The organism is Leptospiraceae bacterium (assembly GCA_025059995.1).
Lineage (GTDB): Bacteria > Spirochaetota > Leptospiria > Leptospirales > Leptonemataceae > SKYB61.
In genome coordinates, this window is record JANXCF010000001.1 from 24261 (window position 1) to 38524 (window position 14264).

10 protein-coding genes are annotated in these 14264 nt (G+C 31.4%); 1 reads left to right on the forward strand and 9 read right to left on the reverse strand.

Going from position 1 to position 14264, the window contains the following annotated elements; genetic code table 11:
- Positions 1 to 7: 7 nt before the first annotated feature.
- Genes NZ853_00080 through NZ853_00100 form a run of 5 tightly spaced genes read right to left on the reverse strand, consistent with a single transcriptional unit; the run spans position 8 to position 7161 of the window.
- Positions 8 to 766 (reverse strand): TIGR02757 family protein, encoded by a 759-nt coding sequence (locus tag NZ853_00080; GenBank protein ID MCS7204074.1) that lies wholly within the window; start codon positions 764 to 766, stop codon positions 8 to 10.
- Positions 763 to 3231, reverse strand: coding sequence for a serine/threonine-protein phosphatase (locus NZ853_00085; GenBank protein MCS7204075.1), 2469 nt, complete (start codon positions 3229 to 3231; stop codon positions 763 to 765). The genes NZ853_00080 and NZ853_00085 overlap by 4 nt, the downstream gene beginning before the upstream one ends.
- A gap of 1 nt (position 3232) precedes the next feature.
- Positions 3233 to 4450, reverse strand: coding sequence for a hypothetical protein (locus tag NZ853_00090; protein MCS7204076.1), 1218 nt, complete (start codon positions 4448 to 4450; stop codon positions 3233 to 3235).
- Positions 4451 to 5737 (reverse strand): bifunctional ornithine acetyltransferase/N-acetylglutamate synthase, encoded by a 1287-nt coding sequence (locus NZ853_00095; protein ID MCS7204077.1) that lies wholly within the window; start codon positions 5735 to 5737, stop codon positions 4451 to 4453.
- 56 nt (positions 5738 to 5793) lie between these two features.
- Positions 5794 to 7161 carry an EAL domain-containing protein gene (locus tag NZ853_00100; protein MCS7204078.1) on the reverse strand — a complete coding sequence of 456 codons (1368 nt, stop codon included), beginning with the start codon at positions 7159 to 7161 and terminating at the stop codon, positions 5794 to 5796.
- Between the two features lie 249 nt (positions 7162 to 7410).
- On the opposite strand from NZ853_00100, the gene mdh reads away from it, so the two are divergent.
- The gene (mdh, locus tag NZ853_00105; GenBank protein MCS7204079.1) at positions 7411 to 8361 is read left to right on the forward strand and encodes a malate dehydrogenase; all 951 of its coding nucleotides are present in this window, start codon (positions 7411 to 7413) and stop codon (positions 8359 to 8361) included.
- A gap of 21 nt (positions 8362 to 8382) precedes the next feature.
- Here mdh and NZ853_00110 read toward each other — a convergent pair whose 3' ends face one another.
- From NZ853_00110 to NZ853_00125, 4 genes are read right to left on the reverse strand one after another with little or no spacing between them, the layout of a single operon-like run.
- On the reverse strand, positions 8383 to 9393 hold the full coding sequence (locus NZ853_00110) for a hypothetical protein (GenBank protein MCS7204080.1): 1011 nt from the start codon (positions 9391 to 9393) through the stop codon (positions 8383 to 8385).
- Positions 9390 to 11351 (reverse strand): hypothetical protein, encoded by a 1962-nt coding sequence (locus tag NZ853_00115; protein ID MCS7204081.1) that lies wholly within the window; start codon positions 11349 to 11351, stop codon positions 9390 to 9392. The genes NZ853_00110 and NZ853_00115 overlap by 4 nt, the downstream gene beginning before the upstream one ends.
- The gene (locus NZ853_00120) at positions 11332 to 13341 is read right to left on the reverse strand and encodes a hypothetical protein (GenBank protein MCS7204082.1); all 2010 of its coding nucleotides are present in this window, start codon (positions 13339 to 13341) and stop codon (positions 11332 to 11334) included. Before NZ853_00120 ends, NZ853_00115 begins: the two co-directional genes overlap by 20 nt.
- A 47-nt stretch (positions 13342 to 13388) precedes the next feature.
- A complete protein-coding gene (locus tag NZ853_00125) occupies positions 13389 to 14261 on the reverse strand; it encodes a hypothetical protein (GenBank protein ID MCS7204083.1) in 873 nt (290 codons plus the stop codon).
- Positions 14262 to 14264 lie beyond the last annotated feature (3 nt).

Consider the following 14264-nt stretch of genomic DNA (forward strand, 5'->3'; position numbering starts at 1 on the left):
TGAGTCCTTACTTAAAGAACTTTTTACTTAATATTTCTCTTGTAATGTAAAAATCATATTTTACGGGATCTTCGGGTGAAAACTTTTCAAAGAACTTTGTAATTGCTATGGCATTTTTACGAGAAACAAAAGGATTTTCGATAATCCTGTTTTGATAGCTAAAATTCAAAATATGAATGTCAAGAGGAAAAATCAGCTTTTTCGGTGGGATAAAATCATAAATCCCAAAATCAGGAAAATCCCTACGCACCATCCAACGAAAAAAAAGACAATATCGCTTTGCCACAGTCATGTGTTCTGATAAACAAAAAAGATGACGAATTCCATCTGTAATATACTTTTTTGGGATTAGACTCAAAACTTCTTTTCGAAAACGATCAATGGGATCATAAATGTTTTCATCTACGTTTGAATATTTCCATAAATTTACAAATGCGAATTTATCTTTTCGCTCAAGTAATTCTTTAATAAAAAGAATAGTTGTTTTGATATCTTTTCTTGTCTGGAAACGATAATGATAGGGGAAAGAAGTGTTTTCTTTAAAAGACAAAATTCTCTCAGTAGGATTTGAGCCTAAAAATTGAAGGAACAGCTCTAAAAAATTCATCATCGCAACAACATTACCATAAGCAAACAGAGAAACCAAAAAAGCAATCAACTCTATTTCGTAGGGACTTTGAAAACGATACACAAATTTAATGGGATCAGTTTGAATGTATTTTGGATCATGATAGCGAATTTCGATTGATCTTAAGTAATCTTTCATTTCTCGTAGCTCTTGGGTAATACTTTTTCCAAGATTGTTTCTAAAAAGGTTCGTGGGGGATCATATTCTAATACTAAAAATGATGTATCATCTTGAGGGGTTTTTGAATTCCGAAAGGCATTTAGCTCATCCAAAAGTTTTTTTGTTATTTCTATGAGGGGTAGGTGGTGATTATTTTTTATGAACTCAAGAAAACGTTCTTCGCCAAAAAATTCGCCATTCTCGTCTAAGGTTTCATAAACTCCATCAGAACAAAGAAATATTTTCGTTTTTGGTTTGATGTTGTAAAAATATGTTTCATACCCCATAGGATTAAGACCAAGGATTCGTTGAGTTTTTTCCAGTTTGACAATATCTCCATTCGGAGGTTTGATAAGTATCCCAGAGTGAGCAGCATTTATGAATTCAATCTTTCCTTTTGGGACATCTAAGATAAAAGCAGATAAAGTAAAAAATTCATATCCCTTGTATCTTTCGGATAAGAACAGATTGATACAATTTATTGTATCTCTTAGTGACTGTTGATTTTTCATGACGTAATGAACGATCGAGCGAATAGCGCTAACCAAATAACCTGTTCCAAGTCCATGACCACTCACATCTCCTAAAAATACTGCTATACGATTGCTATCCAAAGAAAGAATATCAATATAATCTCCTGAAACAGACAACGCAGGCTGATTCACATAATGAATAGAAACACCATTTGGGTAATTTTTCGTATGAACACTTAATTTTCGCTGAAATTTCCCAGAATGAAGAACATATCTGATTTTCTTTCGCTTTTCAACTTCTAAAAATAAATTATAAATATTCTTTAATAACAAAGAAGCTAATCTACTTACTTCTTGGACATAACGCAATTCTTTCAAAAGGAATTTATTTCGATCTTTTGGAAATCCAAAAAGGATGGCTGCTTTGGGGATTTGATGACTTAGGAGTTTTTGATATATTTCCAATTCTTCTCTTTTGAAAATTTTATAAAATTTACTAACTATAAGAAGAGCTTTTTGTCTAATGAACTCAGTAAGATTAGGTCTTTCTCCTAATCCCACCATGAGGAGAATTTGATTTTGATACAGAAAATCGAAGAGTTGCTTTCGATTGCCAGTTGAATAAACAATATAAGTAGTTGCCATCATTTTCTCTGGTTGAACGTAGCTCCAAATCACATTTGATGAAGGAAGAGATAATACATACTTACTTTCGATTTTCATAGAAGGAATGTAAGAATCAGGAAATAAAAAAAAACATCTATCAATTTCTAAAGTCTTTTGAACTTCTTTTAAAAAAAGTTCCAGTGCCAAAACAGGACGATATATTCTTGAGAGGATGTTGGATAACCTCATCAAAGAGTCGATGTATTTTTTTTCAGGAATCAAAAACTTCTTTCTGAAAAATAGATATACCCTTTCCCTTAGAGGCTCAATCGCTAAAACCAAAAATGCTAAAAAAATCAAATCATAGAGGATTCTGTATTTTTCCAAATGTCCAGGAAAAGAGGCATTATAATGATAAATCAAAAGAAAGTAGAACAATACGAAAAAAAGAGAAAATACGCCAAATACAAAGGTCTTTGTAATGATAACTTGTGTTGGCAGAATATACATTCGATAAAGACTATAAGTAATCAATGAGGGATAAAGAAAGTAAAGAAACAAATATATAACCACATTCACACTTTTCAAATTCAAAAACAAAACCAGAGGGAGGGCACCAAAAATATTGCCAAAAAGAAAACTCAAGATTTTGAGTTTTTCAATTCGATCCAAGTTTTTCTGGAAAAGCCGTATTATATTAACTACCAAAAAGACAAAGAAGGCAATAAAAAAGCTATTTTGATATAGGTTCAGTAAATCACTTGGTCTAATGGGAACATCTTGTAACAAAAGTAATAGAGAAAAAAAGAAAAAAATGATTGCTTCTATTAATAAGATAAAAGTATTAATACTTTTGCCCAAAAAACGTATATTTATGTTGATATAAGAGATGACTGTCAGAATTGTTACGATATTCCACAAAAGAAAGTAAAAGAAAACCTCAGGATAATAAAGAGTCAATAATGACAGAAAAAGAAAAATACTCTGTAGAAAGAAAAATAAAGAAAAAAAGAAATCCTGTAGATTTTCATAAAACCATATTCCATAGAACAAAAGAATCAAACTAAGAATGATGGGAACATAAAATGTTTTTATAAACTTTTCAAAATTATAAGCAACTTTATCAACCACTAAACTTTGATGATTGGTAATCAAAAGAAGTTTATTGGGTTCAATTTCTTGCAAAAATTCAATGATTTGGAGATTTAAGTTTAAATATTCTTTTTCTGAATAATAGATTTTATTATCATGGAAATAAAAAAACGGCTCCCGATAGAATTCATGGTGAAAAAACTTATAATATAAAAAAATGAAAAAAATCAAGCTTGCAAAATAGATAACAAAAACATTCCAATAACTCTTCATCTCAAAGTCCTTTAAATTCTATCCCCAATAAGTAATGTGTTTTATAAAACAGCTCATAAATCACGTTTTTTTCTAAAAAGATTTTTTCTTCATTCGTTATTCGATAAAGCTTATTTTTGGATTTTCGAAAGTAGTAGCTTCGATTATCTTTGCAGTAGGGTAGGATATAATCTTTTTGATAACTAAACTTCAAAATAAGAGCTTCAATTGGATAGTTATCGTTATCCAATTCATTTTTTTCACTCAAGAATTGAAGGATATTTTTAGGATTCAATGCTTCCCTGTTTTGTTGGATATAGGCATAAAGATATCCTAATTTTCCTGACAATATCATAGCAGAAACTCCATCAACCTTCGGAGTTGATAATAGGATTAAGTAATAATCTGATTCTATCTGCACTCCTTCCATGATGCATGCTGGATAAATGTTTGATGTGTAAAATTCAAAGTGAGGTATGTTAGGTAATTGATATGTTTGAAGCATTTTTCGAACTTTCTCAGCAACCTTGATTTCTTCTTCGTATTGGGTAATGTTTTGCATTCTTGCTTTAAGGATTTCATAATGAATTAATAATGCTACTTTTGTTGCGTAAAGTTCCAAAGCTTTGTTGGCATGGGGATTTCTGGTTGGATGATGAAAAGAAATAAAACCCATGAACTTATTGAAATGAAAAAAAGGAACTACGATATATACATTGAATTTTTTTAATAATCTTATTTCTTCTTCTCTAAGTAAAGTAATATTAAGATGTATGATTTCTTGATATCTTCGAGCAAATTTCGTAATATAAAAAATCCTGCGTTTGGGAATTAAATGAACATTTTCTATTTTTCCTTTATGGTAAAGATACATCGTAAAACTTTTACGATCGGGATTCAAAATGAAAAGCCTTGCTTCGGGGATTTTTAACCATATCATGAGCTCAGGTGTGATTTTCTCAATCACATCTTTTAAAGAGAAATTTCCTGATAAAAACTCAAAGTGATGGAATTCCGAGCCCATCAAATCATCCCAATTGAAACCAACGAAATGATAAGATGAAACGTAATCCTTGATGGTAAAAAGTAAAAACAAAACCACACCCGAAAACAAAACAAAAAGAATTTCTCTCTGAATGAAATGAGTCAAAACAAAATGAAAAAACAAATAAAGAATAAGGATCAAAACCAAAATCAAAAATGAAACTTTGTTTCTCTTGAGAAAATACAAAAAACCCATTTACGTTGTATATTCTGAATTGATTTTTACATAATCATAATTTAAATCACAACCCCAAAAGCTTTCGTTAGCATTCCCTTGGTTCAAGTCAATATCGATATAGATTTCTTTTTGCTTGAAGTACTCAGACATTTCTTCTAAATCCATGATTTTGGGATAAAACTCTTTTTGATTACAATAAAGCTTGATTTTCGAAATATCAAAATGAGCATCCACTACCTTTCCAATCCCCATTAAAAATCTTCCCCAGTTAGGATCACCTCCAAATATGGCAGTTTTGATCAAAGGGCTATTGATGATGGATCTTCCGATTTTTTCAGCAATTTTCGCTGTGGGAGCATTTAGAACATTCACACGAAAGATTTTTGTTGAACCCTCACCATCAGAAACGATCTTTTTTGCTAACTGCATACTTAACCCCAAAACATTAAGCAAGAAATCTTTTGATTCTTCTGTAAAGTGAATTCCTCGAAATACTTCTCTTTTCACTTCTTTGAGTAAATCTTTATTTTCTTCGTTCGAATAATTGATTAATAATAAAAATTGCTTTTTCGTAAAAGAAAATAATTTTTTCCATTCTTCAATCGGGTATGAAATAGCTTGCTTTGATTTGCCATTCGCCATGATAACGAAAGTATCACTAGTTGATGTGTCTGAGTCCACAGAAATCCGATTAAATGTCTTGTTTGCTACAAAATGAATGAGTCTTCTTAAATCAGAAGAAGAAATCTTTACATCTGTAATTATATATGCCAACATAGTTGCCATGTTGGGATGAATCATCCCTGCACCTTTGGCAAAACCTGCTATTGTATATGCTTCATTGCTATAATATCCTGTTTTTGGAAATCGATCTGTGGTCAATATGGCTTCAGCAAAATCAAGAGGCTTTCGATCAAGATAATGAGGGATTTTAGAACAAGCATTTTCTATGACTTTTGAATCCAACTTTTTTCCAATCACTCCTGTGCTCGAGGGTAAAACATCCTCTGGTTTGATTTTTAAAGATTTTGCTGTCCACTTACAAGTATCGTAAGCTAACTTCAAACCTTCTCTTCCGGTAGCTACATTGGAATTTCCTGAGTTTACTACAATGCACTGCAATTTTCCATTTTTGATGTGTTCTCTCCCCACGATGATTGGGTTTCCAACAAATTTGTTTTGTGTGAAAACTCCTGAAGCACTTGCTAACGTTTCACTGAATATAAAACCAAAATCTTTTGAGTTCGTATTTTTTTTGATTCCTGCATACCATCCATTGGCATAAAAACCCTTAGGTAGCTCCATAGGTTCTTTTATTTTTTTTGGATTACGAAAAAAGGCAAGGACGAATTGCGAAAAGCTTACTTCAATGTTTTTTCTTTTTTTTGTTCTCTTTGGTGATAAAGTAAAAAAACATTGTTTTTTTCGCTCCTCAAAATTTTTTTCGGAGTTTCGTAGTAAATCTCTTGAAAAACCTCAAAAGGTAAATCTTGCATGATCTCGAAATACTTTTTGTAATCAGGAATACTCATTTTTCCGCAAAGCAAGTTCGTTTGGAAATAATAAATTTTTCTTTCGATCAGAAATTGTAGGGTTTCTATATCTTCTACCGCTTCAGCGGTGATAATGGCATCTCGATTGTTTGCCAAGTGTTGACAGTAGTCAATGAAAGCTAAATTATCCAAAAACTTGATTTGATCTTCATCTTTCTTGTATTGAAAGCTCAAGGGATCCAGCTTGATTTCTTTAATCATCAATCCTAATTCCAAAACTACCTGATGGCTTTGACTTCTCACACCAAAATCATCTGCAGAAAAACTGAATCCATAATCCCAGAAAAATTTACAAACTTCCTTTAGCTTGATGTCTTTTTCTTCAAAAGGTTTCTCTATGAGCTCTATGCGAATATTTTTTGGTTCTAAGTTTCTACTTTTTACTAAACCATGAAATCTCTTCACACGAATGAGGTCTTTAAAGATTTCTATAAAAGACTCTGGAGAAATATTAAACTTCAAGGTTCCTTTACAACCTTCACTTGCTAAGATGAGCTTTTCTAAAATCAAAAGTTCAAATCGATGGATATTTTGATCTGAAGGAATATCTTTAATCAAATCTTTATAGCTATGATATAATCCTCCCCCAATGAATACTTCTCCGCCCACAACCGAAAACGTTTTTTTCTGAGGATGAAAATAGATTGTTGGTTGAATAACAGCTTCTTTGGATGAAGAAGAAAGATAAGTATTAGCTCGATTTAAAAATGTCCACTTCCACCTTGTTAGGTTATCATCTAAATTTTTTTTTGAAGCTGTATATAATTCTTGATAAATTTCATCACTCTCAGAGATAAAATTACAAGCAGTTCTTCCAATGCCAAAACGAAATGAAATTTTTTTGTGTTTTTCGTAATAGTCTAAAAATTTACCAACAGCATTGTCCAAATTGGGGAATTCATGTTCACTCCAACCACTAAATGGAGAGATTGCAAGAAGCAAAAATTCTTCTTTTTGATTAAGAAAAAATCCAAAATCGATACTTGTCGTATTAACCAAAAAGTGGATTTCGTTTTGTAATATCTCCGCAAATTTATGATACGTAGTTCCCTTCAAAAACTCGAAACGGATCAAAAAAATAGGTTTTCCTCTATGGGGTGCAATATGAGTTTTTTTGAATAGCTCTTCATCTTCATAGATTTTATTCTGTAGTTGTATCTCTCGTTTAGCTTCCATGAAAGCTTTTTTAATTACAGAAATTTTATTTTTTTCACTTGTAAATTATCTTTTTTACGATCTTTTTTCTATCATTGTAGAAGCTAATAAAAAAGTATCTTTGACATCATTTTATTACTGCATATTCAAATCAGTATGAAGCCAAAAACTCATTTTGTCTGATGTCCAAAAAAAAATGCAAAACAAGAATTGACTAATCAAAAAGTTATCAAAAATCAAGCTTGAAGTCCTTACAAAAAAGGTGAAGTTATGTCAAGAAAGAAGATTGCTTTGATTGGTGCTGGTCAAATCGGTGGCACCTTGGCATTACTTGCTGCTCAGAAAGAATTAGGAGATATTGTTTTGTATGATATTGTCGAAGGGGTCCCCCAAGGAAAAGGCTTAGACATATACGAATCCACTCCCATCGATGGATACAATGCTAAAGTAATTGGAACAAATGATTATAAAGACATAGAAGGCGCAGATATCTGTATTGTAACCGCAGGACTTCCAAGAAAGCCCGGAATGTCAAGAGATGATCTTGTTCACACCAATGCAAAAATTGTCAAAGAAGTTGCAGAAAACATCAAAAAATATGCACCTAATTCTTTTGTTATAGTCATTACCAACCCCCTTGATGCAATGGTTTACGTGATGTATAAAGTCACAGGTTTTCCCAAAAATCGAGTGATGGGCATGGCAGGAGTTTTGGATTCTGCAAGATTTCGAACCTTCATTTCTATGGAAACTGGTATATCAGTAGAAGATATTACCGCTTTTGTTTTAGGTGGACATGGTGATGATATGGTTCCCCTTCCACGTTATTCTACAATTGCTGGTATTCCTCTGCCTGAATTTCCCGGACTCACCAAAGAAAAAATTGATGCTATGGTGGAAAGAACCCGCAATGGCGGTGGAGAAATCGTCAACTTACTAAAAACTGGCTCAGCATTCTATGCTCCGGCAATGAGTGCTATCACAATGGCTGAGTCCATCTTGAAAGATCAAAAACGGATTTTCCCTTGTGCTGTGCTTTGCGAAGGTGAATACGGACATCATGGAATCTTTATGGGTGTCCCCGTAGTTTTAGGAAAAAATGGTGTCGAAAAAATCATAGAAATACAGCTCACAGAAGAAGAAAAAAACGCCCTCAATAAATCTGCTCAGTCTGTAAAAAACCTTATAAAAATCGTAGAAGAATCAGGAATTCTCAACTAAAGCGATCTTTCGATCGCTTTTTTATTTCATTATTTTCTGAACAGCTACAATAACGTGATGGATTTTCCAATATTCTTTCCGTTTTAACTCATATTCGTATAAATACTCTACTTTATAGCCTGGCTTTCCTCTTAATACTTCTACAAATACTTTTGCCACATGTGGCTGAAGATAATGAACTTCCTTGATTTGAAAACGAATGATAGGATCAATTGGTTGATTTTTGAGAAAATTTTTAAATTCATTTAATAAATTTTGTTTTGTTTTTATATCAGCTCTTCTATAATCCCTCTCAAAAAGTTCATACGATAAAATAAAATCCTGTAGCTCAATATACTTAAAATAATTATCCCAGTTTTTATAATACTCTGCCATCAAAAATAAATACACAACCTCATCAGGTGAAGGAATGGCTTCTTTGGGGATTTCTTGATCATCAACAAAACGAAAAACACTCTGTTCTTCTGTTATTGTGAGGGTGATTCGATTTTTACTAACAAATCGCAGTTGGCTCTTATAATTCTCATCATAAGAATAGGGAATAAAATATCCAACGATACGATATTCTCCTACAGGTAAATTTTTTATATAAAATGTTTTAGTGAATATTTCGTTGGGATGAAGGAGTATTTCTTTAACAGGATTGCCATTTAGGTTCTCTACTAAATTTTTCTGTAAGGACGTGATTTCAAAATCAGGATGATTCAAAACTTCGACTTGCTCTTGAATTTCCTTGCCATTTGCATCAAGGATTTCTATATAAAAACTTTCTGTAAACTTTTGATTCACATAGAAACGAAAACTCAAAAAACCTTGATTTTGAATTTGAAAACTCACTGGTATCAGTTCATTTGCTTGATATAAATTCCTTTCGGTTTGGATTTGAAAAACCAAATGTTTTTGTATGTCATCAATTGTGTATTTACCATGAACATTTCGTGTGCTCCTACCAAAAAGAGAAAAAACAAAAAAGACCATCAAAAAAAGAAAAACTCCAATCCGCATCTCTAACTTTATCGATGAATTACTCATAAATTTAAATTCTCTCGATAAAATATGTCCTGTGGAGTAAGCTTTTTGGATTCACCTTTTATTAATTCCAACAATGACGTGTAAGGATAGACTTCCTTTACTCGATAATACTGATTTTGGTTTTTGAATATATCATCTTTTTTTATTAGGTCAATTTTTCCAACGTTGATTGCTATATTCCCATTGTGATTTCCTATGTATTTTGCCTTTAATGGGACAGAACGAAGCAAGAATTGCTTTAAAAACACACCCAGCTTTTCTTCTTGTTTAGGATTGTTTGAAATAAAGCTGTCTTTTTTGATGATGTAGCCATCACGTGACCTTAAAACAAAATCGATTTGGAATCGATTAGGTGATATTCGATAAAAGCTTTCTAACAAAAAATGAACAGAAACTTTTTTTTCATTTTCCCACTCCTTTAAAACAGGTAAAAGCTCAGGCTGATAAAAAAGATAATACCGAGACTCTCGAAAAAACATGGTTTTTAGATGGCTCCAATCCTCTTCTTTAATAGTTTGAAAATAGTGTATAAAATTTATAAAATTTTTTATATAGTTTCTCAAAATCTCTGGCTCTTTAAAGTGAAGTTCATTTTGCTCCAGAGGATATGGATTGAAAACCAAAATTGTTTCTTTTTCTCGCTGATAGAAATCTTTCAAGTTAATCCAATGAGCTCCAGTAAGCCTCAAAAAAGGATAATCCTTCATTTCTTCTAAAAACCTTCGCATAAGAATTCGCCAACGGACTTCCTCTGGCTCACTTCGTATCAACTCATGCAATGTTAGAAAAAAGTCTTCATAATAGTGATTGTCTTGATAGTACTCTAAATACTCTTTTTTTATCTCTATGTTTTTTGGATAAAAGAGCTCAGCATATTTTAACGAAAAGAGAAAGTTTTCATTGTCTAATTTCTTTTTATATTCTTTTGCTTTTAGGTAATAAAATTTGTTTCGATTGAGGGACTCAAATGGAATTCTTTTCTCTAAAAGAAACAAATCATACCTTGGACATGAGAAAAAATATTCTGTTCTTGAACAAAGATCCTTTAAAGTGCTTGCATTATCTAATTCTAAAAAGTCATTTTTGTTGGCTAACAACAATAGATCGTTTGTTTCGAAATCGAACTCACTTTTTATACTCTGGATTTTATCTTTACTATTGAGTAAATAAGCAATTAGCATTAGCTTATTGAGGAGCTCAGGATTTCCGCCAGTATAGTTTACATAGGTTTTTAGATTTTGATAGGCTTCGTTTAGGTTTTTTTGTTTATTGTTGGTTTCTATGAATGCTTTTTTGTAGTGAATTTCTCCATTGATTTTATAAACTTCAATAGAGTCGAAAAAAAGTTTTTGAAATTCTCTTGCATATTCTTCTGCTTTTGAGATTTGATTTTGGGCTAATAAATTCTGTATTATTTTTCTATAGATACGCTTATCTAAGGGATTTGACTCTAAGTATTTTTTATAAAAAAAATCAGATAATGCATATTGATTGAGCTTGAAGTAATAATTTCCTTTTAGTTCAAAAAATTCTTGTTTTTGAAGGTTTTTTGCATCCAATTCATTGATGAGATTTTCGGCTTCCTTGAGTTTTCCTTCCTCTACAAGGACAAATCCATGAAGTATTTTGAAGATATTTTGATCTGGATATATCTTTAGATTTTTTTGGATTCGATTTTTGGCGTTTGAAATATCGTTTAAATGTAAATAGCTTTTTATCAACAATACTTCGGCTTCAATTTTGGCTGGTTGTCTTTCAAGGTATTCGGTTAAGTATAAAATTACGTTATTATATTTTTCTTCTTGATAGTTTTTTTCTGCTAATCTGAATAGCTCATTTGAAGGAATCTGATTTAGGGGTTTATTCGTAGATACCGTTCGAAAACCAAAATCCTGGGTCCATAGCCAAATGGGGAAAAACAACAAAAAAAGCACTTTTTTATGGAATTGTATAGCCACCTTCAGATACCCCTCCATATTGCATATAATTTAGTTTTACTCGGACATTTATATAAATATCTTTCAAATTCTCCTTGTATTCAAGGGGTGTTTTGTATGTCAAAAGGTAATGAGTCTTCGAACTTTTTAGTAAAGCTTCAAAGATGTTTTTGTAGTTTTGATCAAGCAAAAAGCTATAATATTTGCCTTGTATGTTTTTAAAGAATTCTTCCCATTCCAAATGCCGTTCAAAAGAAATCACAAAGATTGGAACCTGATGAATCAGAGAAAGATTGATGAGTTTTTTATAACTTTCTTCACTTTCGTAAACCAAATTTCTGTTCGTAAAATACACAATCCCTTTGTTTCCCTTTTTGGGGATTAACCACTGCATTCCTTCTATAAGAGATTGAACGTCATTCGGTTGATTTTTGGTTTTGATGGTCGCATTCAAGAGATTATCATAAATTTCCAAGTTGTATTTTGAGTTACTGATGATTTTTAAGTTATCCCCTGCAATGCTAAAGTAGACTTCATCGTTGATACGAAAAGAACTAAAGAATTCCATTATTCTTTGTTTAAACAGCTTTTCGAAATTCTTGGGAACTCGAAAATCAGGGTCTTTAATCATTAGCAGATTTAATTTGTTTTTGTAGATTTCATAATTCTTTGAATTAACAACATAGATTCGTTTGTGGTTTTCGTAGATTTCGAAATGTCGATTTTCTAAATTGGGCATTGGATTTACATCGGGATTGAGTATCAGAAGTTGAACAGCAATATTGGGAAAGTCATGAACTTCGATATTGAGAATCTGCATTATGATATTTTCTGTTAACTTTCTTTGTTTTTTGAAACTATAAATCTTCCCTGTGATGTCAGAGATGGCAAAATAAGTCTCATCAAAGATGATACTCGACAAAAATCTCCAATCTTGAATTTCTACACCTCCATCAGGTGGTAATGTTAAGATACTAAAAAAATTTTTCCATTCCCGAAATGGGGCATACGAAAACCAAACATTTCCTTCTTCATCCAAAAGAAACATAATGGTATTAAAAACAAAAAAATCTTTCACTTTGTAGGGTATTTCTAACGTTTCTAAATAATAACCAGAAAGATCAATCTTTTGAATCTGAAACCGATCCAACATGTAAATGGAGTTTCCATCTGTTTCGAATTTAGGATTTTCAATAGAGACATTATTATTTTTTATTGATAAATTTTGCAAAATATTACCATCGGGTAGAAGTTTATAAAACTGTTTTTCTTTCTGACTCCATACGTATAAAATGCCATCTAAAAAAAACATACTGGTTGGATAGGAAACACTCACACGTTTTTCTAAATTTAAATTTGCTTTATTGATAATTAACACCTCATCTTTCCCCATATCAGATACATAGAGGAAACTACCATTCACAACAAGGCTTTTGGGCTTATCGATGGAGAAATTGATGCGATTTATTGTTTTCGAAACTAAATTTCCTTCATAATCAAAAACATAAATCCCACCAGGTTTGTAAGATAAAACGTAGAAAAACTTTTCATCAGCTCTAATGTTGATAGGAAGCCATTCAGTTTCTCGAATGTCGGAAGCAGTAACTACCCGATCAAATATATAATGAAAGTCATCATTGCTGATAATATCTCCTAATAGAATTTTCTCAATTGAATGGATTTTGTTTTGAGTAATTTCATCATGAGGTATTTGTTCTTTTAAAATTTCATATTCCTGCAAAGAATTTTCTAATTCTCCTGATAGAAAATATGAGTCTGCCAAAAATCTACGAGCAAAATAAAAATCAGGCTTTTCGTTGAGTGATTTTAGAAAAAAGAATTTTGCGGTTTCATATTGATTTTGATTAAATAACGACACACCTTGTAAAAAATATTCGTAAGAACGTTTCTGCCCCTTCTCGAATAAAGGTATTTGATGATATGCAAGTGGAATGGCAAAAACAAGCGACAAAAAAAAGAAAAACAACAAAAAGAATGAAAGTTTTCTCATTTTTTTTCTTATCGGTTTGTATAAAAATTCACAAAGAAAAAAGAATGTTAACTTATGTCTTTTGGAAAATAACTTTCTCTTGGTGGGAGTCCCAGTTTTTTTCTCAATTCTTGATTTTCTTTGTATAATTCTATGATTTCAGCATCAGTAATGATATTCAGTCTTTGTAAAGCTTCGATGATTTTTTCTCTTTCTATGTTTTCTTGTCTGCTAATTTCTAATGCAATCTCGGTTGCTTCTAAGGATTTTCTTGTTTCCATTAATTCCCGATCACGAAACTCTCCTAAACGCTCTAACGCCTTTATTGTTGAATGTAGTTCAATCATTTCTTTTTCTTTCAATTGGAATGCTTCTTCTAAAGCTTTATTTATCTGTTCTTCAAAGACTCTATATTTTTGTTCAAATTCCAATAAATGTTGATAGGCTCTTGATTCATTTTTTGCATCTAATAATTCTGTTCTAATAAGCTGGATATACCCCTCAAGAAAATCTCTATATTTCCTGACTTGAGTAGAAAACTCTTGGATGATTTTTCGGTACCTTTCTGATTTGACTAAAAATTCTAACAAAACTTTTAGTGTTGTCGATTTTGTTTGATCATCTAATACATATGTTCTTTTTTTTACCTCTAATTTTGAATGAAATTCTTCTAATAATGATTCTGGTAATATTACAACCTTGATATATGGTATAATAATAGGATTTTTGTTGATAATCTCCAACACCTCAGTTAAATCGTCGTCATAAGATTGAAACACTAAAATATTCACTTCGTCTTCATTAAAATCAATAGATTTTATCTTGCTTAAATCTTCTTCTATAATTTGAACCCTTACGTTTTTTTCGGATAAATTATCTACTTTAATTTTAAGAGGGAATCGTAAATTTTTCGAAAAATGCCAAATTTTTATTTCTGTCATTCC